This is a genomic window from Pseudomonas sp. 8_5_2 (genome assembly GCF_059295255.1).
The window spans coordinates 4,818,981-4,838,206 of sequence record NZ_CM181238.1 but is presented as its reverse complement, the minus strand read 5'-3'; the positions used below and the strand labels follow the sequence as shown (position 1 = coordinate 4,838,206).

The window sequence follows — 19,226 nt, the reverse complement described above, 5'->3', positions numbered from 1 at the left end:
TTTCAGGCGCTGCTCAGCACCATCGCCCCTTCGGCGCCACGTTCGGCGACTTCCTGACCAAGCCCCACGAATAGGGATGGCGACTGGCTCACTGTCCCGTTTGCATCATGAAAAAAGGGCGCCCCATGCGATGGAGCGCCCCTTCAGTCTTGCAACTCCAGCATCAGTCAGTAGTAATCCGCGAGTGCTGCTTGGTGTCCTTCATGGTCGCGTAAACCAGCAGCGAGCAGGCGATGCAGGCGGTGACGTACCAGTAGAAGCCGCTTTCCATGCCAACGCTCTTGAACCACAGGGCTATGTACTCGGCAGTGCCGCCGAAGATCGACACGGTCAGCGCGTAGGGCAGGCCCACGCCCAGTGCGCGAATTTCGGTAGGGAACAGCTCGGCTTTGACCACGGCGTTGATCGAGGTGTAACCGCTGACGATGATCAGCGCCGCCATGATCAGGAAGAACGCGCCCCACCAGGTCTGGATGGTGTGCAGCGTGCTCAGGATCGGCACGGTGAACAAGGTGCCGAGCACACCGAAGGCGATCAGGATAGGGCGTCGGCCGATCTTGTCGGACAGGCCGCCGATCACCGGCTGCAGGCACATGAACAGGAACAGCGTGGCGGCCGAGATGGTGGTCGAGTCGCTGATGCTCATGCCCACGGTGTTGACCAGGTACTTCTGCATGTAAGTGGTGTAGGTGTAGAAGGCCAGGGTGCCGCCCATGGTCAGGCCGACCACGGTCATCAGCTCCTTGGGGTGGCGCATCAGGGTGCGCATCAGGCTTTCCTTGGCCTTTTCCTTCTTGCTGAAGGAGGCGGTTTCTTCCATGCCGCGACGCAGGTACAGGGCAACCACGGCGCACAGGGCACCGATCACGAACGGCACGCGCCAGCCCCAGGCATACAGCTGCTCGGTGGTGAGGGTCTGTTGCAGGACGATCAGCACCGCCAGGGCGATGAGCTGGCCGGAGATCAGGGTCACGTACTGGAAGCTGGAGAAGAAGCCACGGCGTTCCTTGCTGGCCATTTCGCTCAGGTAGGTGGCCGAAGTGCCGTATTCGCCACCCACCGACAGCCCTTGCAGCAGGCGTGCGAAGACCAGCAGGATCGGGGCGGCCACGCCGATGGTTTCATAACCCGGGGTCAGGGCGATGACCAGCGAACCTGCGCACATCAGCAGCACCGAAGCCATCAGCGCGGCCTTGCGGCCTTTGCGGTCGGCGTACAGGCCCATCAGCCAGCCACCGATCGGGCGCATGAGGAAGCCGACGGCAAAGATCGCAGCGGTATTGAGCAGTTGTGCGGTGGAATCGCCGGCCGGGAAGAAGGCCTTGGCGAAGTACAGCGAGAATGCGGCGTAGACGTACCAGTCGTACCATTCCACCATGTTGCCGATGGACCCGCTGAAGATCGACTTCAGGCGGCTGGCGGTGGTTTTTTCTGCGGCAGGCGCGGTGGCCGCCCCGGCGGGCAGGGAGGTGGCGTTATCCATCAGGGATACCTTCTCGTTGTTTTTGTGGAGCGCGCCGTGGCGCAGCTTGCCAAGGCCATTGCAGAAGGTGTGCCAAATGGGTGCGTGGTGATTCATTCGGGGGCATTCAACCCCAAGTGAACCCCGTAATAAGCAGGCCGGCGCTGTCCCTGCAGGAGCGGCCTTGTGTGGCGTGGGCTGCAAAGCAGCCCCAAAATCTCGAAGCAATAAGCGGAATTCCGCTTGCTGTACGCACCCAATAAGCGGATTTCCGCTCATTACCTCCCGATAAAATCCTCGCGCACCAACCCATGCCGCTGCATCTTTTCGTTCAGCGTACGCCGTGGCAGCTGCAACGTTTCCATCACCGCCTTGATCTCGCCCCCATGCTGGCGCAACGCCGCACGCAGGCACTGCGCCTCGAACGCTTCGATCTGTTCGCCCAGCGACCGCCCGGCCGGGGCCACTTCGATGTTCGGCGCACCCAACCCCAGCGCATGCCGCTCTGCCGCATTGGCCAGCTCACGTACATTGCCCGGCCAGTCATGCGACAGTAGCTGTGCCAGCTGAGCGCCCGACAGCGGCGGCGCCACACGGCCAAGCTTTTCGCCAGCAGCCCGGGCAAAGTGCTGGAACAGCAGCGGGATGTCTTCACGCCGCTCGCGCAAGGGCGCCAGGCGCAGTTCAGCTACGTTCAGCCGGTAGGCGAGGTCCTCACGAAAACGCCCGGCCCGGGCCTCTTCAAGCAGGTCTGGCTTGGTTGCGGCAATGATGCGCAGGTCGACGCTGATGCTCTGGTTGGCCCCAAGGCGCTCCAGCTTCTGCTCCTGTATGACCCGCAACAGCTTGGCCTGCTGGGCCAGTGGCATGCTTTCGATCTCGTCGAGGAACACCGTGCCGCCGTTGGCATACTCCAGCTTGCCGATACGCTTGCCCTGGGCACCGGTGAAGGCGCCGCTTTCATGGCCAAAAAGCTCGGCCTCGAACAGTGACTCGGGGATTGCCGCGCAGTTGAGGGCGACAAAAGGCTTGCCGGCGCGAGGGCCAAAATCGTGCAGGCAGCGGGCTACCCGCTCCTTGCCACTGCCGGTTTCGCCACGGATCAGCACATTGACCGGCAGGCTGGCCAGGTCCAGCACTTGCCGGCGCAGGGCTTGCAGGCCTTGCGACATGCCCAGCAGCGTGTCCTCCAGGCGTGACTTGAGGTCCGCCTGTTCGTGCAACCGGCGGTTTTCCAGCACCAGCTGGCGCTTTTCCAGGGCACGGCGCAGGCTGCCGAGCAGGTGCTGCGGGGTAAAGGGCTTTTCCAGGAAGTCATAGGCCCCGCTGCGCATGGCCTCCACAGCCATGGGCACGTCGCCGTGGCCGGTCAGCAGGATTACCGGCAGGTCGGGGTCGTCCGCCTGCAGGCGCTCGAGCAATTGCAGGCCATCCATGCCGGGCATGCGCACATCGCTGATGATTACTCCGGGAAAGTGCGCGGGCAGGTGGGCCAGGCATTCATCGGCGCGCGGGAACAACTGCACGCTGAAGCCGGACAGACTTAGCCACTGTTCGACCGCGCTGCGGATACTGGCTTCATCATCGACAACGATCACTGAATTCAACATACAGGCTCCAGGTCTCGGGGCAGGGTCAGGCTGAAGCGAGCACCGCCGGGCAAGTTTTCGGCCAGCAGCTGGCCACCGGCCTCGTGGACGATCCCGTAGGAGATCGCCAGGCCAAGCCCCAGGCCTTCGCCCACCGGCTTGGTGGTGAAAAACGGGTCAAAGACCTTGGTCAGGTCGGCTTCGGCAATGCCGCCACCGGAGTCGAGCACACTCAGGCGCCACAGTTCGCCATCGCGCTCGATGCGCATCTCCAGGCGTTTGTAACGCTTGTCGGCCATGGCGTCGAGCGCGTTGCGCAGCAGGTTGATCAGCACCTGTTCCAGGCGGATGGCATCGCCGCGCACCCAGGCAGGGCGGGCCAGGTACAGGGCTACCTCAACTTGTTCGCTGCGAATGCGTGCCTCCAGCAAGTGCAAGGCCTGGTCGACCACGGTGGCCAGGTCCAGCCGCTCGCGCAGGCCCACTGGGCTATTGCGGGCGAAGGTCTTCAGATGGCTGGTGAGCGCGGCCATGCGCGTCAGCATCTGCTCCAGCGGTTCCAGCGCCTGACGTGCTTCGTCATGACGGCCATGGTCGAGCAGCAGCCGCAGGGTTTCGAGCTGCATGCGCTGGGTGGTCAGCGGCTGGTTGATTTCATGGGCCATGGCCGCCGACATCTGCCCGAGCGCCGCCAGCTTGGCCGATTGCACCAGGCCCTCCTGAGCGGTGCGCAGCTCGCGGGTGCGCTCCTCGACCTGGCGTTTGAGTTCTTCCCGGTTGCGTTGCCGCAGGCGCGCCAGGCGCAGGCGCTGGCTAACGAACAGCGCGGCAAACACCAGGCTCAGCCACACTGCGGCAGCCCCCAGGGCGGCATTGCGGCCACTGGCGGCGACCTGCGGTTTACGCAACAGGTGCAGGGTCCAGGCCTCGCCAGGCAGCGGCAGGCTTTCCCACAGGTATTCGGTGCTGCCTTGCGGGCCCTGCACACGGCTGAGGTGGCTGTTTTCGGCAAAACGGGTCAGCACCTGGTGTTGCAAGGGCACTAGGGGTTGCTTGTCGTATTGCCGGGTTTCAGCCAGCTCGGCGCGGTCGGCACTGCTGAGCGGTTTGAGCTCGCGGTAGCGCCAGCCATCCTGGTTGGCGATGAAGGTGATGCCGCGGGCGTCGCTGACCAGCAGGATATCGCTGCCTTGGCGCCACTCGCGCTCCAGTTCAGGGAACTCCAGCTTGACCACCATGGCACCGAGGAAGCGGCCCTGCTCATCATTCACCGCGCTGGCGAGGAAGTAGCCCGGCACGCCGCTGGTCACGCCCACGGCATAGAAGCGGCCACTGCCCTGGCTACGGGTTTGCTTGAAGTACGGGCGAAAGCCGTAGTTGGAGCCGACGTAGCTGCTGGGCAGTCGCCAATTGCTGGCGGCAATCGCCAGGCCAGTGCGGTCGAGCAGTTCGAGGGTGGAGGAATTGGCGGCGCCATTGATGCGCTCAAGTTTGCGGTTCAGGGCGTCCTGCACCGCTTCGCTGACCGGGCCGCGCAGGGCGGCGATCAGTTCCGGGTCCAGCGCCAGTACGGCGGGCAGGGCGCGGTAGCGGTCGATCAGGGTGTGCAGGGCGTTGGCGTACAGCCCCAGTTGCTGGCTGGCACGCCGGGCGTCGTCTTCCATCGCCTGGCGCTTGGCCTGGTGCATGGCCCAGCCGGCGCTCAAGGCGGTACCCAGCGCGATCAGCAGGGTGATCAGCCCCAGACGCAGGGCGCGAAAGGAAAAGGGCATGGGGCGGATCCGGATGATTGGAATATCGGGACCGGCCCCTTCGCGGGCAAGCCCGCGAAAGGGCCAGTACAAGCGGCCGATCAGTTACAGCAATTCAAAACTCTGCTGCTGCACCGCCTGCGAATCCAGGCCCACCTGGACGTTGAACTCGCCAGGCTCGGCAACCCGTTGCAGTTGGCCATTGTAGAACTTCAGGTCTTCTTCGCTGATGCTGAAGGTCAAAGTCCGTGACTCACCCGGCTTGAGCATCAGCTTCTGGAAGTTCTTGAGCTCCTTCACCGGGCGGCTCATGGAGGCCGACACATCCTGCAGGTACAGCTGCACCACGGTCTCGCCGTCCCGCTTGCCGGTGTTCTTCACCGTCACCTTGGCCTGCAGCGTGTCGCCGCGCTTCAGGTCCTTGCTCGAGAGGGCCAGGCCCGACAGCTCGAAGCTGCTGTAGCTCAGGCCATAACCGAACGGGTACAGCGGGCCGTTGGGCTCCTCGAAGTACTGCGAGGTGTAGTTGCCCGGCTTGCCTGGGGTGAACGGCCGACCGATACGGGTGTGGTTGTAGTACATCGGGATCTGCCCGACCGAACGCGGGAAGGTAATGGCCAGCTTGCCGGACGGGTTGTAGTCACCGAACAGCACGTCGGCGATGGCGTTGCCGCCCTCGGTGCCGGCGAACCAGGTTTCGAGGATGGCGTCAGCCTGCTCGCGCTCCCAGCCGATCGACAGCGGCCGGCCGTTCATCAACACCAGCACCAGCGGTTTGCCGGTGGCCTTCAGGGCCTTGATGAGTTCACGCTGGCTGGCCGGGATCTCCAGGGTGGTGCGGCTGGACGATTCGTGGGACATGCCGCGGGATTCGCCGACCACTGCCACCACCACGTCGGACTGCTCCGCCGCCTTGACCGCCTCGTCGATCAGCACCGCAGGCGGGCGCGGGTCGTCGACGATTTCCGGGGCATCGAAGTTGAGGAAGTTCAGGTAGTCGAACATCGCCTTGTCGCCGGTGACGTTGGAACCCTTGGCATAGACCAGCTTGGCCTTGCCTTCGACGGCACGGCGCAAGCCTTCGCGCACGGTCACCGAATGCACCGGTTTGCCGTCGGCGGCCCAGCTGCCCATCATGTCGATCGGGGCATCGGCCAATGGGCCGACCAGGGCGATGGTGCCGGCCTTTTTCAACGGCAAGGTCTGCTTGTGGTTTTCCAGCAGTACCAGGCTGCGGCGTGCCACGTCACGCGCGGCATCGCGGTGCAGGCGGTCGTTGCCGTAGTAGTCCTTCAGGTCGTCTTCGGCCTTGGCGATGCGCACGTACGGGTCCTTGAACAGACCCATGTCGTACTTGGCGCCGAGTACCTCGCGCACGGCCTGGTCCAGTTCACCCTGGGTCACTTCGCCGGACTTCAGCAAGCCGGGCAGCTCTTCACCGTACAGGGTGTCGTTCATGCTCATGTCGATGCCGGCCTTGATCGCCAGCTTGGCAGCTTCACGGCCGTCACGGGCAACGCCGTGGCGGATCAGCTCCTGGATGGCGCCATGGTCGCTGATGGTCACGCCCTTGAAGCCCCACTCCTTGCGCAGCAGGTCGTTCATCAGCCAGGTGTTGGAGGTGGCCGGCACGCCGTTGATCGAGTTCAGCGCCACCATCACCCCGCCAGCACCGGCGTCGAGCGCGGCGCGGTAGGGTGGCAGGTAGTCGTTGTACATCTTCGGCAGGCTCATATCGACCGTGTTGTAGTCGCGCCCGCCCTCCACCGCGCCGTACAGGGCGAAATGCTTGACGATGGCCATGATGCTATCGGGGTTGGCCGGGCTGCTGCCCTGGAACGAGCGCACCATCACCTGGCCGATCTTCGAGGTCAGGTAGGTGTCTTCACCGAAACCTTCGCTGGTGCGGCCCCAGCGCGGGTCGCGGGCGATGTCGACCATCGGCGCGAAGGTCATGTCCAGGGCATCGGCCGAGGCCTCGATGGCGGCGGTGCGGCCCACCTTGGCGACGGCGTCCATGTCCCAGGTGGCCGCCATGCCCAGCCCGATCGGGAAGATGGTGCGCTCGCCGTGGACGGTGTCGTAGGCGAAGAACATCGGGATCTTCAGGCGGCTGCGCATGGCGGCATCCTGCATCGGCCGGTTTTCGGGGGCGGTACGCGAGTTGAAGGTGCCGCCGATGCGGCCCGCAGCAATTTCCTCGCGGATCTTCTCGTGGGGCATTTCCGGGCCGATACTGATCAGCCGCAACTGGCCGATTTTCTCGGCCTCGGTCATCTGCCCGATCAGGTGGTCGATGAATGCCTGCTTGTCCTGCAGGGGCGGGGCGGAGGGGGCGGCCAAGGCCACCTGACTGGCAAGGCCCATGGCCAGGCCCAGCAAAGACAGTTTCATCATGAATTCCGTAGTAGGGCCTGTGCCGTATCCACGCTGATACGCGCGCGGCCGAAGTTTTCAGGCGGCTATTGTTGTACGATTCGCAGGCATTTCTTCCAGCGGCGGATTATGCCTGAATATGTCGCCCGCGGACGAAGCCCCGAATGCCGGGACAACAACAATAAGATCGCTCGAGAGACCGACGGCATGGCCCCCTTCGACGAATATCACCAGCGGCAGATAGCCGAAGCCATTGCCCGTGCCGAACGGCGCACCGATGCCGAACTGGTCACGGTGCTGGCCCGTCGTGCCGATGATTACGCCTATTGGCCTTTATTGTGGGCCGCGGTGCTGGCCCTGGCGCTGCCCGGTTTGTTGCAGTGGCTGTCGGGGTGGCCCGGTGTACGTGGCCTGCTGGTGGCCAACGTGTTGCTGTTCGTGGGTTTGTGCCTGTTGTTGCGCAACCCGCGCCTGGCCGGCTGGCTAATCCCCGGTGCGCTGCGCCGCTGGCGCGCCTCGCGGCTGGCACGGCAACAGTTTCGTGAACAGAACCTGCAGCGGACTGCGGGGGCCACGGGGGTGCTGATTTTTGTCAGTGAGGCCGAGCGGCATGTGGAGATACTGGTAGACCGTGGCATCGAGCGTTATCTGGATGCCGCCGCCCGTGCGGTGATCGTTGCCCGTTTTGCCGAGCAGGTGCGTCAGGGCCGGACCTTGCAGGGCTTTGTCGAGTGTATCGATGCCTGTGGCGAGCTGCTTGGCGAGCATGTGCCGCCTACGCATGCGCGTAACGAATTGCCGAACCGGCTGGTGATCCTCGATTGAGCAGCATGCAGCCGCCTCAACGAGGGCAGGCAGTTCAGGGCTGCTGTGCAGCCCATCGCCGGCAAGCCAGCTCCCACAGGTACAGCGCATGGCTTGAAATTGACGTGGTCGAAGTGGGAGCTGGCTTGCCGGCGATGGGCCGCAAAGCGGCCCTGAATGGCCAGGGTATGCCCGCTCGCACGGCACACGGTAGAATGAGTGTTCCGCTACTCAAGGCCCCTTTCTCCATGTCCGCCAGTAATTCCGCTCCCTCCGCGCCCGATGCGCGCGCCCGGTTTCTTGACCTGCTGAACGCCGCCCTGCACGGCAACACCTTGGTCAAACTGGTGCTGGCGCGCCATGTAGGTGCCGACCAGACCTTGCAACGAATCATTGCCAAGCCGCTGCAGGTCAAGGGCCAGCCGTGCCTGTCGCTGGTCTATCGTCACCAGACCCGCGATATCACCCAAAACCTGGCGCTGGACCAGGCCCAGGCGCTGGTCGCCGAGCTGCTGCCAGGCAGCTTCCGTAATGCCCACCTGTTCGACGCAGAGGGTGAAGTGCAGCTGACCTTCAGCAAGAAGGGCAAGCCCATGCTCCAGCGTCACGGCGCGCAGGCCGCACGCGAGGTTGCCGCCAGCAGCGGCCATGACCGTGAGAAAAAGCGCTACCTGGAGCTGGCACGGCCCTTCCTGCGTGACCTTGGCGTCACCGATGCACAAGGCGCACTGATCCCGTCCATGTCGCGCAAGTGGAAGCAGATCAACAAGTTCATCGAGGTCTTCGACCACGCCCTGGCCAGCGCCCCGGTGCCGCCAGAGCAGGCACTGCGGGTCGCCGATTTCGGTTCCGGCAAGGGCTACCTGACCTTTGCCATGCACGATTACCTGCGCAACAGCCTGGGCCGTGAAGCGCAGGTCACCGGTGTGGAACTGCGCCAGGACATGGTCGACCTGTGCAACGCGGCCGCCTCGCACCTGGAGCACCCGGGCCTGGAGTTCCAGTGTGGTGACGTGCGCAGTGTGGTACCCGAGGCCATCGAAGTGATGATCGCCCTGCATGCCTGCGACATCGCCACCGACTACGCCATCCATACCGGTATTCGCTGCAACGCCGCGATCATCATGTGCTCGCCGTGCTGCCACAAACAGATCCGCCCGCAACTGCACAGTCCGGGGTTGCTACAACCCATGCTGCAGTACGGTCTGCACCTGGGCCAGCAGGCCGAAATGCTCACCGACAGCCTGCGTGCGCTGTATCTGGAAGCCTGCGGGTACGAAACCAAGGTGTTCGAGTTCATCTCCCTGGAGCACACCAACAAGAACAAGATGATTCTTGCGGTGAAGCGCAAGCAGGCGGGGGATAACGGCGCGCTGCTGGAGAAAATTGCCCAGCTCAAGGCGTTCTATGGGGTGCAGGAGCATTGCCTGGAGACGCTGTTGCGGGCGGATGGGTTGCTTTGACAGGTTTCAGTGGCCGTCTTCAGCGCTGCCTATTGTGAGAGCGGTTGTCGCGAACGGTCGCGGATGGCTTGCTACGCTGCTGGGATCTTGCAGCCCATCGCGACACGAGGCCGATCCTGCAGGCCTCCTGCTAGCGCCCAGCGATTGGTGGCTTGACCGCCAACTCCGCCTGCCCCAACGGATGCGTATTGGCATCGAAGAAATGCAGCTCAATCCCCGCCAGGTCGCCAAAGCGATCGACAAAGTGCTGCTTCTGATTGATCACCGACGCCTCGTTCAACGGCCGTACAGCAATCGACAACTGCTTCGGCCGGGCCAGCCGGATAGCGTCAAGCAAGTGCTGGTCACTGCTGTCCAGATGCTGCCCGAACAGGCATAGCCCCTGGCTTTCCCCGGCCAGTTGCCCCAGGCACCAGCTCAGGTAGTCAGAATTGCGGATCGCACGCAGTTTCTCGTCGCTGCGGTCTTCGTTGACGAACAGCGGTACCTCGCCCGGGATGTTCACGGCAAACCCATCGAGCAGTTCGGCGTTGTCGGCACTGCGTTGGCGTGTGGTGCCGTCGGGCAGCTTCAGCAAGTGCATGCCGCCATGCAGGTGCAGCACCCGGGTGCCTTCGGTTTGGGTGCGGCGTACATCGAAGAAGCCCTGCTCGTCGAACAGGTCGGCGAAGCCGTGCGGAGCATGTTGCACCGCCCACGGCAGCAGCAGGTCGTAATTGCTGGTATAGACGTTGCGGTAGCCGCGCAGGGCCTGGTTGAGGGTGGTCAGCGTAGCCGGCGTCATCAGTGGCCACGGCAGGTGCACGGTGCGCACGGCGTGAATCAGCGCTTCCTTGATCGAGTAGTAGCGGTTCAGCGGTGCGGTGGAATTGATCGCCAGCGCGGCGTTGGTGCGAACCGTGGTGTTGAGGGCGCTGAGCACGGGTTCGAACAGCTCTGTCCCCAGCGACTTGAACAGTGCCTGGTCGCTGACGGCCAGGCCCTTCTTGCGGCCGGCGCGTTGCGCTTGCTCGAACAGCGAGAAATAGCCGAACGGTTTCCACAGTGCGCGGCTGGCGCCGTTGCCCAGCAGCAGCGCGTCACAGGGGTGGCGGGCGGCGAGTTCTGGCCAGGGAGAAAGGGTGGCGTCAAGTGCGGGCATGCTGGGATCCGTTGGGTGGCGCGGAGAACGGGGGCGACTTTAGCATGTCATGCAAGGTGGGCGACGGTTGGCCGTCAAGGCAATGTTCATGTGTTGTCTGTTCAAGCCTGGTCCGATAGGTTCGCGTCGTCCTTGTTCCCAGTTTCTCAACGTTGCGACCTTGATATCGAAGCCTGCTTCAGCCCTGTTCTGCCACCTGCAAACTGCGGTTCCTGTTGCGCCAAACCCGATACGCCCGAATTCCCGCCCGCACCGAGCCGAACAGCAGTTTGTCTTCCATCTCCCGCGCCATCCCGGAGCGCACCAGCATGCGCAGGAAGGTGCCGCGGGCGCGGGCGATAGCGAAGAAGATGCCTTGCGCCGCCAGGGTGTCACGCACTTCGCGCAGGGCCGCGATGCCGCTGACATCGATGCTGGTTACCGCTTCGGCATCGAACAGCACGGCTTTGGGTTGGTCCTGGCTCTGTACCGCCTCAAGCAGCCGCATCTTGAAGTAGTCGGCATTGAAGAACAGGATCGCGTCGTCGAAACGGTACACCACCAGCCCGGGCACGGTACGGGCATCCTTGAACTTGCGGATGTCTACCTGGCCTTCGGTGCCCGGCAGCCAGCCGAGCACGGCGTCGGTGGGCTGGTAGATGCTGTACAGCAGGCGCAGGATCGCCAAGGTCACGGCAAACACGATACCGGGCAGCACGCCCAGGCCCAGCACGCCCACCGTGGTCAGCAGGCACAGCCAGAACTCGAAGCGGCTCAGGCGGCGGATATGCCCCAGGGATTTGATGTCGATCAGCCCCCAGCCGGCCATCAGCAGCACGGCACCCAGTGCGGCCTGGGGGATCCACGCCATCGGCGCGGTGAAGAACATCAGTATCATGGCGATGACCAGCGCGGCGATGATGCCCACCAGCTGGCTTTTGCCGCCGACCATGTCGTTGACCGCAGTGCGCGAGTCGGCGCCGCTGATGGCGAAGCCCTGGGACGCGCCGGCCGCCAGGTTGCTTACGCCCAGGGCGACGAATTCGTGGTTGGCGTTGATCGCGTAACCGTGCCGGGCGGCAAAGCTGCGTGCGGTAAGCATGGCGCTGCAGAAGCTGACGGTGGCGATCCCCAGGGCATCGCGCAGCAAGCTCTTCATTTCTGCCAGGTTGCTGTGTGGCCATGCCAGCTGCGGGATACCCGCCGGCACCGGGCCGAGAATCGCCACCCCCAGGCGGTCCAGTCCAAGCAGGCCGACCAGTGACATGAACAGTGCCACCACGATCAGGGCGGCGGGCAGGCGCGGGTAGCGCCGTGGCAACCAGATCAGCAGGCCCAGCGCCGCCAGGCCGATAAGCAGCGTCACCCAGTGGATTTCGCCCAGGCGCTGGAAGAAATTGATCAGGCTGAGGATGAAACCGTCACCTTCGATCCTGAAGCCCACCACCTTGGACAATTGCCCGGCGATCAAGCTCAGGCCGATGCCGTTGAGGTAGCCGATCAGGATCGGCCGCGAAAAGAAGCTGGCGATGAACCCGGCGCGGGCCAGGCCAGCGCCGATCAACATCATCCCGACCAGCAGGGTGACGATCACCGAAAGCTCGGCAATCCGCTGCGGGTCGCCCATGGCCAGTGGCGCCACAGCGCCGGCGATCATCGCGCAGGTAGCGGCGTCAGGGCCGACCATCAGCTGGCGCGAGCTGCCGATCAAGGCGTAGACCATCATCGGCAGCACGCAGGCGTACAGGCCGTACTGCGGCGGCAGACCGACGATCTGCGCATAGGCGATAGCGATGGGAATCTGGATCGCTGCTACCGATAGACCGGCCTGCAGGTCGGCGTGGAACCATTCCCGGCGGTACTGCAGCAGGTTGGCGAGGCCCGGGAGCCAGCGGGAGAGAAACATGCGTCGTCCTTTCGAAATGCTTCACAGATCCATTGAACATATGCGCTACAAGCCGTTTCGCTTGCACGCGCCTGCGCATTGAAACGGATCGACAGGCAAATGGCCATGGTCCAGGTTGAGTGAAAGGCAGAAACGAAAAAAGGAGCCGGGGCTCCTTTTGACAGCGATGACGTTGCTGAAACGCCATGCGGAATGCAATGTGGAGCGGGTAGAGGGAATCGAACCCTCAACTAAAGCTTGGGAAGCTTTCGTTTTGCCACTAAACTATACCCGCGTCTGCGCAGCACTTTTTACCAGAACCCTCAACGAATTAGAAGCCCAAGTTATCAAAAAGCTTGTCGGCACCCAGTAGCCTTGCGGGTATCTGCCAAAGGGCGCCGAGCTGCTCAGATGGCCAATGCATGCTGCCCCTGTTGCACGTGCTGGTAGCGTGGACGGTGCTCGCGCGACGTCGGCTTGAGGAAGCCGAGCAGCACGTTGCGGGTATCTTCACAGGCAACCTTGTTTTCCATGTCGAGGAAGTGGCCAGCGTCCCGGATCACGCGGAAGTGGCTATTGCCCACGTGCTTGCCAAATTCCCGGGCATCTTCGACCGTGGTGTACTCGTCGCGGTCGCCGTTGATGAACAGCACCGGGATGTCGATATTGCGCGCACCTTTCAGCGCCCGCTCCAGGTCGTTCTGCAGCACTTCGTTGATGTGATAGTGCATCTGCGCGTACTCGTGGCTGTCCAGGCTGCTGACATGCCGGTAATTGAAGCGTTTGAACAGCGACGGCAGGTGCTTGCCGATGGTGTCGTTGACCAGGTTGCCGACCTGGTAGCGGTCGCAGGCGGCCAGGTACTGGCAGCCCCGGTCCAGGTAATCACGCATCGGTTCGTTGATCACTGGCGAGAACGAACTGACCACGGCCTTTTTCACCCGTTGCGGCTGGTGCGCCAGCGCCAGCAGCGTGCTTGCACCACCCCACGAGAACGACATCACGTGATCGGCCTGGAAATGCTCGATCAGCTCCAGCAGGATGTGCGCCTCGGTCTCCTTGGAGATCAGCCGCTCCTGACGGTTGTGCGGCTTGGATTTGCCCGCATACGGCTGGTCGAACAATACAACGTTGAATTGCGGGTGCAGGTTACGAACCGTCTGGGCGAACGAGGCCGTGGTGGCCAACGAGCCGTTGACCAGGATGATCGTCTTCTCGGCCGCATCCGCGCGATGGAACTCCGTGTAAACCCGATACTGACCTTGGATATCAAGTACAGCGATTTCTGGCCTCATGTCATCGACTCCTGGCGCAAAAAGGGTATTCGCGTCACCTAGGGTGCACGTTCTTTATGACAGGTAGGCATTCGCCTGAAGAGTAACCGGGGGGGGCCTGTGTCGATCCTTGGCACTTGCGTCGACGGTATTGTTTTTGGCGGGCAATCTGCCGTGCCCCAAGGCATCTAGGCCCTGGGTGGCCGGCAAAAAGTTGTCCTCGACTGCGGTTGTGACTTGGTAGTCACATGCAGACTGACGATTTGGATTCAAGCAGTGGGTTGCGGATCCCGCAAGTGCCGTTCGGGCGAAAGTGTGACTTTTGTCGCCGAGCGGTCGTGTGACGACCCTTTGCGGTCTGTTCCGGCCCTTTCGCGGGTGAACCCGCTCCCACAGGTCCAGCGCAGCTCTCGAGCGCGACGAGGTCCCTGTAGGGGCGGGTTTACCCGCGAACAGGGCAGGGCAGGCACCCTAGACAGTGGCGATTTCACCCACCGTCAGCTCACGAAAGGCCCCGGGCGCCAACCCCGGGTCCAGCTGGATCGCCCCCATGCTCTCGCGATGCAGCCCCACCACCTTGTTGTCGAAATGGCCGAACATGCGCTTGACCTGGTGATAACGGCCTTCGACGATTGCCAGGCGAGCCCGGCGCGGCCCAAGGATGTCCAGCTGCGCAGGCTGGGTGGTGAGGTCCTCGAAGGCAAAATAGAACCCTTCCCGGAACCTGGCGACATAGTGCTCGCCAATCTCGTCCTCGGTTTCCACCAGGTAATGCTTGGGCAGCTTGGTGGCAGGTTGGGTCAGGCGTCGCGACCATTGCCCGTCGTTGGTCAGGATCATCAGGCCGGTGGTGTTGAAGTCCAGGCGCCCAGCTATGTGCAGGTCATCACGCATTGCGGCTGGCAGCAGGTCGAGCACAGTGCGGTGTTGCGGGTCGCGCGTCGCGCTCACGCAGCCCGCAGGTTTGTGCAGCATCAGGTAGCGCGCCGGGCGGCCGGCCTGCAGCAACTGGTCGTCCAGCTCGACGCGGCTGAATTCGCGGACCTCGGCCAGCGGGTCGCTGACCACCTGGCCGTCCACCCGCACACGGCGTTGCGCCAGCATCAGGCGGACTTGCTGGCGGTTGTAGCTGGGCAGGTTGGCGAGGAAACGGTCAAGGCGCATGGCAAGGGTCAGTCGGCGGCAGGTGATCGGAGTTGTTCTTCAACGGCTGCGCAGCGCGGGCACAGGCAGGCTTTGTCACGCAACTCGGCGGGCAGGGCCTGGAGCACCGCCGGGTCGATGCTCACGCTGTAGCACCAGCAGGCCTGGGTGGCGAGGCGCGGGTCAGCCAGGCTGCACTGGTTGAGCGCACCGCAAGCGGGGCAGTATTGGCTATCATTCATGGTCGGTTTCACTGCAGACGCGGTTGCGGCCGGCCTGCTTGGCACGATAAAGCGCGCGGTCGGCGCGGGTCAGCAGGGTATGCAAGGTATCCCCAGGTTGCAGGCTGCTCAGACCGATGCTGGTGGTCAGGCGCAGCGGCTGGTCGTCGTAGCTGAAGGTCAGCTGCTCGGTGCGCCGGCGGATCTTTTCCGCCACTTCGATGGCCGGGCGGCCTTCGGCTTCACGCAGCAGCACGATGAATTCCTCGCCACCCCAGCGGCAGAGTATATCCGACTGGCGCAGGCTGCCTTGCAGCACATTGGCGAACTGGCGCAGCACTTCGTCGCCTGCCAGGTGGCCGTGGGTGTCATTCAGCGCCTTGAAATGGTCCAGGTCGATCAGCAATGCTACCAGCGGACCACTGTCGCGCTGGGCTTCGTGCAAGGCCTGGGCGGCCAGCAGGTCGAAGCTGCGCCGGTTGGGCAGGCCGGTGAGGCTGTCGAGGGTGGCCAGCGCCTCGGTGCTGGCCTGGTGGCGGCGGACCATGGCGTGAATCAGCGCCAGTACCACCAAGGTGATCATCGCGCAGATGACCAGGTTCAGGTACAGCGAGTGACGGATTCGGTCGAGGGCGCCGGTTTCGCGCTTGTCCACCAGCAGGTACCAGTCAAGCTCGGGCAGGTGGCGCACGTTCAGAAAGTGGCTGTGGTTATCGCTGTCGCGGTATTCGTGGCTGCCTTCGCCGGGTACCGGTTGCGCGGCCAGCAGGTCATCCAGTTCGGGGTTGGCGCTGAGCGGCTGGCCGACCCGCAAGCCCTGCGGGCCGCCTTCGGAGCCCGTCAGCAGGACCTTGCCCTTGGCGTCGGTGAACAGCACCGAACGCTGGTAGCGGCGTTGGTACTGATCGATCAGCTTGACCACCGACGAGACGCTCAGCCCGACCCCGGCGGCGCCGATGAAGCGTTGCTGGTAGTCATGCACCTGATAGTTGATGAACACGGTCAGGCTGTCCTGATTGGCCATGTCCAGGTCGACGTTGATTTCGTAGGGGGCCTTGAGTTCGCGCAGGCGGAAGTACCAGGCATCGCGCCAGGTGCCGGGTTCGACTTTCTTGAGCACGCCCTTGGCCTGGTAGTAGGTCAAGGTACGGTTGGAGACAAAAAAGGACGTGAAGGTGTCCTGTTTGCCCATCACCTCGCCAAGGTAGCGGGTCATGCGCCGGGTATCCTGCTCACCGGACAGCACCCAGTCACGCAGGAAGGTGTCCTGGGCCATCATCGAGGCGATCAGGACCGGGCGAATCAGGTCTTTCTGGATTTCCGAGTAGACCGTGTCGGAGGTGAGCGGCAGCTCGGTGTTGATGATGCCGTCGCGGATGGCGCTGCGTGAGGCGAAGTAGCTGAGCAGGGAAGTGCCGAGGAAGCCGCACGCCAGCAGCAGCAACAGGGTCAAGATCAGCGAACGCTGTGAAAACAGAGCGGAACGTAAAGGCATGATCTTCCCGTGATGTGTGCCAGGGCGCTTATTCTAGTGAGATGGCCGGGAAATCACTGCAAGTTTTTTGGGCCAGCGCACCTGTATCAATTTGTTGCGTAAATGGCACTGCAACTCGGCCTCGCGGTCTTATTCTACGTCGATGATCGCGTTGTGCATCGACGCTCGCCAGCGCCGCTGTTCGGGCACTCCAGCGGTCCAGGAGGCCGCCATGTCCTACCGAATCCTGTTGATTGCCCTGCTCGGGCTGATGACATCCGCCTGCGCCCCTTACTACGGAAGCGGGGGTTATTACCGTTCGGACTATTACTCAACCGACCGCTATGTGTCGCCGGGATATTACCGTTCCGACCGTTATTACGTGACGCCGCAACCGCGTTATTACTACCAGCCTGCCCCGCGCTACTACCGCTCGGCGCCAGCGCCTTATTACCGGCCGCAGCCACACCCGGGAGCCAACCAGTGGCACGGTAACCCGCGCTATGACTACGGTAACCGTCAGCGTAATGACTATGGACGTGACCGGGATCGTCACGACTACCGCGATGGCAGCCAGCGTTACCAGCATGGTGACCGGCACTCCAACCGGCAGGGCAATGACGGCGGGCGCTGGGATGGTCGGCGCGGGCAGGGGCAGGGGGGGAACTGGCAGCGCTAGCTGAGCCTAACCCTGGGCTGCAACGCAGCCCCAGGTTGCCCACGCTATTCCAGGTCGGCCAATGGATGCCGGCCCTCCCACACTTTGGCAAAATGCGCTTCCACCACCGCCGTTGGCACTTGCGCGACGTCCGGCCAGTGCCAGCGCGGCTGGTTGTCCTTGTCCAGCAAACGGGCGCGCACGCCTTCGCTGAACTCCGGGTGGCGGCAACAGTTCAGGCTCATGCTGTATTCCATCTGGAACACCTGCGCCAATGACATATGCCGCGCCCGGTGAATCTGCTCCCACACCAGGTGCGCAGTCAGCGGGCACCCTTCATGCAGGCGCTTGCCGGCGTCTGCCAGCAGCGGGTCGTCATGCTGCTTCAGCGCTTCCAGCGCCCGCCATGCCCCGGCGGCATCTGCCACGTCGAGCAAGCTGTCGATCACCTGCCGCCGTGGCAACCACTGCGCAGCAGGTAATTCGGCGCAGGCGCGATGCTGCTCGGCCTTGAGCAGGCTGTTGAGTTGCAGGGCGGTCTGTTCCTGCCAGTTCAGCTGCAGCAGCTCCTCGATCAAGGCTTCTTGCTGGTGTTCACCCATGAAGCGGTCGGCCAGGCTCAAATCCAAGGCGTCACGGGCGTTGATCGGCGCGCCGGTCAGGCCAAGGAACAGCCCCAGCTTGCCGGGCAGGCGCGCGAGGAACCAGCTGGCGCCTACGTCCGGATACAGGCCGATACTGATCTCCGGCATGGCCAGCCGGCTGCTGGGAGTGACCACCCGTATGTTGGCGCCCTGCAGCAACCCCATGCCACCCCCCAGCACATGCCCGTGGCCCCAACACAGCAGGGGCTTGGGGTAGGTGTGCAGGGCGAAGTCCAGGCGGTATTCGGCGGCGAAGAAGGTGGCGGCCAGCGGTGGCACGCTGCCTGGGTGGTCGCGGCAGGCCTGCACCAGCGCACGCACGTCACCGCCGGCGCAGAATGCCTTGGCCCCCTGGCCGCGCAGCAGCACGCAAACGATGCCCGGGTCGCGGGCCCAGGCGTGCAGCTGTTCGCCCAGCACCTCGATCATCGGCAGGTTCAGGGCGTTGAGCGCCATGGGCGCGTTCAGGGTGGCGATGCCGATGCGGGCGCCATCGGCGCCGGTGAGTACCTCGCAATGAATGGCCATGGACTACCTCGCTCAAGTCATCGCTCTAGTATGGCTGGCCTGGCCGATCATGCCGGTTGTCGGTCGGATCGTTTGACAAGCGGGGAGGGCTTACCTAGTGTCGCGCCATTATTTACGGATGGCCCCATGACTGAAGACGATCGCATCAAACTCGAACCCAGCTGGAAAGCCGCATTGCGCGACGAGTTCGACCAGCCCTACATGCATCAGCTGCGTGAGTTCCTGCGTGGCGAATACGCCGCTGGCAAGGAGATCTACCCGCCAGGGCCGCTGATCTTCAATGCGTTGAACTCGACACCGCTGGACCAGGTGAAGGTAGTCATTCTCGGCCAGGACCCGTACCACGGGCCGGGGCAGGCCCACGGCCTGTGCTTCTCGGTGCAGCCGGGGGTTGCCACGCCACCCTCGCTGGTGAACATCTACAAAGAGTTGCAGCGCGACCTGAACATTCCGATTGCCAGCCATGGCTACCTGCAGAGCTGGGCCGAGCAGGGCGTGCTGCTGCTCAACACCACCATGACCGTAGAGCGCGCCAATGCGGCGTCGCACGCGAAGAAGGGTTGGGAGTTCTTCACCGACCGGATCATTCAGGTGGTCAGCGAGCAATGCCCGAATGTTGTGTTCCTGCTGTGGGGCGCGCATGCGCAGAGCAAGCAGAAGCTGATCGACGGGACCAGGCACCTGGTGCTCAAGTCGGTGCACCCGTCGCCGTTATCGGCTTACCGTGGGTTCCTGGGGTGTGGGCATTTCAGCCGGGCCAACGGCTTCCTCGAGCAGCGCGGGCTGGCGCCGATCAACTGGGCACTGCCGCCGCTTTGATTGCCTGACATACCG

At 63.5% G+C, this 19,226-nt stretch carries 15 protein-coding genes and 1 tRNA gene; 4 read left to right on the top strand and 12 right to left on the bottom strand.

Annotation, left to right across the window (positions count from 1 at the left end; genetic code table 11):
• Nucleotides 1-163: 163 nt before the first annotated feature.
• From AC5O5R_RS22120 to bglX, 4 genes are all read right to left on the bottom strand, one after another.
• Nucleotides 164-1,483 carry an MFS transporter gene (locus AC5O5R_RS22120; RefSeq protein ID WP_172227850.1) on the bottom strand — a complete coding sequence of 440 codons (1,320 nt, stop codon included), beginning with the start codon at nucleotides 1,481-1,483 and terminating at the stop codon, nucleotides 164-166.
• Nucleotides 1,484-1,740: 257 nt separating this feature from the next.
• Nucleotides 1,741-3,072 (bottom strand): sigma-54-dependent transcriptional regulator, encoded by a 1,332-nt coding sequence (locus AC5O5R_RS22115; RefSeq protein ID WP_494514749.1) that lies wholly within the window; start codon nucleotides 3,070-3,072, stop codon nucleotides 1,741-1,743.
• Entirely contained in the window at nucleotides 3,066-4,823 is a 1,758-nt protein-coding gene (locus tag AC5O5R_RS22110) for a sensor histidine kinase (RefSeq protein ID WP_172227854.1), read from the bottom strand. The genes AC5O5R_RS22115 and AC5O5R_RS22110 overlap by 7 nt, the downstream gene beginning before the upstream one ends.
• Before the next feature lie 84 nt (nucleotides 4,824-4,907).
• Nucleotides 4,908-7,199, bottom strand: coding sequence for a beta-glucosidase BglX (gene bglX, locus AC5O5R_RS22105; protein ID WP_494511620.1), 2,292 nt, complete (start codon nucleotides 7,197-7,199; stop codon nucleotides 4,908-4,910).
• 186 nt (nucleotides 7,200-7,385) lie between these two features.
• On the opposite strand from bglX, the gene AC5O5R_RS22100 reads away from it, so the two are divergent.
• Complete coding sequence (locus tag AC5O5R_RS22100; protein ID WP_494514748.1) at nucleotides 7,386-8,003, top strand: TPM domain-containing protein; 618 nt, start codon at nucleotides 7,386-7,388, stop codon at nucleotides 8,001-8,003.
• A gap of 227 nt (nucleotides 8,004-8,230) precedes the next feature.
• Complete coding sequence (locus tag AC5O5R_RS22095; RefSeq protein WP_172227038.1) at nucleotides 8,231-9,445, top strand: class I SAM-dependent methyltransferase; 1,215 nt, start codon at nucleotides 8,231-8,233, stop codon at nucleotides 9,443-9,445.
• Nucleotides 9,446-9,575: 130 nt separating this feature from the next.
• Here the strand turns inward: AC5O5R_RS22095 and AC5O5R_RS22090 are convergent, their stop codons facing one another.
• From AC5O5R_RS22090 to AC5O5R_RS22060, 7 genes are all read right to left on the bottom strand, one after another.
• On the bottom strand, nucleotides 9,576-10,586 hold the full coding sequence (locus tag AC5O5R_RS22090; protein WP_172227041.1) for a DUF4917 family protein: 1,011 nt from the start codon (nucleotides 10,584-10,586) through the stop codon (nucleotides 9,576-9,578).
• A 178-nt stretch (nucleotides 10,587-10,764) separates the two neighbouring features.
• Nucleotides 10,765-12,471, bottom strand: a complete 1,707-nt coding sequence (locus AC5O5R_RS22085; protein WP_172227044.1) for a SulP family inorganic anion transporter — start codon at nucleotides 12,469-12,471, stop codon at nucleotides 10,765-10,767.
• 200 nt (nucleotides 12,472-12,671) lie between these two features.
• Nucleotides 12,672-12,745: transfer RNA gene (locus AC5O5R_RS22080), tRNA-Gly, on the bottom strand.
• A gap of 112 nt (nucleotides 12,746-12,857) precedes the next feature.
• Nucleotides 12,858-13,745, bottom strand: a complete 888-nt coding sequence (locus tag AC5O5R_RS22075; RefSeq protein WP_172227047.1) for an alpha/beta fold hydrolase — start codon at nucleotides 13,743-13,745, stop codon at nucleotides 12,858-12,860.
• A gap of 450 nt (nucleotides 13,746-14,195) precedes the next feature.
• Nucleotides 14,196-14,888: a pseudouridine synthase gene (locus tag AC5O5R_RS22070; RefSeq protein ID WP_172227050.1), complete on the bottom strand. Its 693-nt coding sequence runs from the start codon at nucleotides 14,886-14,888 to the stop codon at nucleotides 14,196-14,198.
• An 8-nt stretch (nucleotides 14,889-14,896) separates the two neighbouring features.
• On the bottom strand, nucleotides 14,897-15,109 hold the full coding sequence (locus AC5O5R_RS22065) for a cysteine-rich CWC family protein (protein ID WP_172227053.1): 213 nt from the start codon (nucleotides 15,107-15,109) through the stop codon (nucleotides 14,897-14,899).
• Nucleotides 15,102-16,583, bottom strand: coding sequence for a sensor domain-containing diguanylate cyclase (locus AC5O5R_RS22060; RefSeq protein WP_172227075.1), 1,482 nt, complete (start codon nucleotides 16,581-16,583; stop codon nucleotides 15,102-15,104). The genes AC5O5R_RS22065 and AC5O5R_RS22060 overlap by 8 nt, the downstream gene beginning before the upstream one ends.
• 211 nt (nucleotides 16,584-16,794) lie before the next feature.
• On the opposite strand from AC5O5R_RS22060, the gene AC5O5R_RS22055 reads away from it, so the two are divergent.
• Nucleotides 16,795-17,241, top strand: a complete 447-nt coding sequence (locus AC5O5R_RS22055) for a hypothetical protein (protein ID WP_172227078.1) — start codon at nucleotides 16,795-16,797, stop codon at nucleotides 17,239-17,241.
• A gap of 44 nt (nucleotides 17,242-17,285) precedes the next feature.
• Here the strand turns inward: AC5O5R_RS22055 and dspII are convergent, their stop codons facing one another.
• Complete coding sequence (gene dspII, locus AC5O5R_RS22050; RefSeq protein ID WP_172227081.1) at nucleotides 17,286-18,392, bottom strand: enoyl-CoA hydratase/isomerase DspII; 1,107 nt, start codon at nucleotides 18,390-18,392, stop codon at nucleotides 17,286-17,288.
• A 126-nt stretch (nucleotides 18,393-18,518) separates the two neighbouring features.
• Between dspII and ung the strand changes: the two genes are divergently transcribed.
• Nucleotides 18,519-19,211 (top strand): uracil-DNA glycosylase, encoded by a 693-nt coding sequence (gene ung, locus AC5O5R_RS22045; protein ID WP_172227084.1) that lies wholly within the window; start codon nucleotides 18,519-18,521, stop codon nucleotides 19,209-19,211.
• Nucleotides 19,212-19,226 lie beyond the last annotated feature (15 nt).

What these genes read in the sequence shown, in the direction of transcription:
- AC5O5R_RS22120 (WP_172227850.1), bottom strand. Translation starts at nt 1,483, where the DNA reads ATGGATAACGCCACCTCCCTGCCCGCCGGGGCGGCCACCGCGCCTGCC.
- AC5O5R_RS22115 (WP_494514749.1), bottom strand. Translation starts at nt 3,072, where the DNA reads ATGTTGAATTCAGTGATCGTTGTCGATGATGAAGCCAGTATCCGCAGC.
- AC5O5R_RS22110 (WP_172227854.1), bottom strand. Translation starts at nt 4,823, where the DNA reads ATGCCCTTTTCCTTTCGCGCCCTGCGTCTGGGGCTGATCACCCTGCTG.
- bglX (WP_494511620.1), bottom strand. Translation starts at nt 7,199, where the DNA reads ATGATGAAACTGTCTTTGCTGGGCCTGGCCATGGGCCTTGCCAGTCAG.
- AC5O5R_RS22100 (WP_494514748.1), top strand. Translation starts at nt 7,386, where the DNA reads ATGGCCCCCTTCGACGAATATCACCAGCGGCAGATAGCCGAAGCCATT.
- AC5O5R_RS22095 (WP_172227038.1), top strand. Translation starts at nt 8,231, where the DNA reads ATGTCCGCCAGTAATTCCGCTCCCTCCGCGCCCGATGCGCGCGCCCGG.
- AC5O5R_RS22090 (WP_172227041.1), bottom strand. Translation starts at nt 10,586, where the DNA reads ATGCCCGCACTTGACGCCACCCTTTCTCCCTGGCCAGAACTCGCCGCC.
- AC5O5R_RS22085 (WP_172227044.1), bottom strand. Translation starts at nt 12,471, where the DNA reads ATGTTTCTCTCCCGCTGGCTCCCGGGCCTCGCCAACCTGCTGCAGTAC.
- AC5O5R_RS22075 (WP_172227047.1), bottom strand. Translation starts at nt 13,745, where the DNA reads ATGAGGCCAGAAATCGCTGTACTTGATATCCAAGGTCAGTATCGGGTT.
- AC5O5R_RS22070 (WP_172227050.1), bottom strand. Translation starts at nt 14,888, where the DNA reads ATGCGCCTTGACCGTTTCCTCGCCAACCTGCCCAGCTACAACCGCCAG.
- AC5O5R_RS22065 (WP_172227053.1), bottom strand. Translation starts at nt 15,109, where the DNA reads ATGAATGATAGCCAATACTGCCCCGCTTGCGGTGCGCTCAACCAGTGC.
- AC5O5R_RS22060 (WP_172227075.1), bottom strand. Translation starts at nt 16,583, where the DNA reads ATGCCTTTACGTTCCGCTCTGTTTTCACAGCGTTCGCTGATCTTGACC.
- AC5O5R_RS22055 (WP_172227078.1), top strand. Translation starts at nt 16,795, where the DNA reads ATGTCCTACCGAATCCTGTTGATTGCCCTGCTCGGGCTGATGACATCC.
- dspII (WP_172227081.1), bottom strand. Translation starts at nt 18,392, where the DNA reads ATGGCCATTCATTGCGAGGTACTCACCGGCGCCGATGGCGCCCGCATC.
- ung (WP_172227084.1), top strand. Translation starts at nt 18,519, where the DNA reads ATGACTGAAGACGATCGCATCAAACTCGAACCCAGCTGGAAAGCCGCA.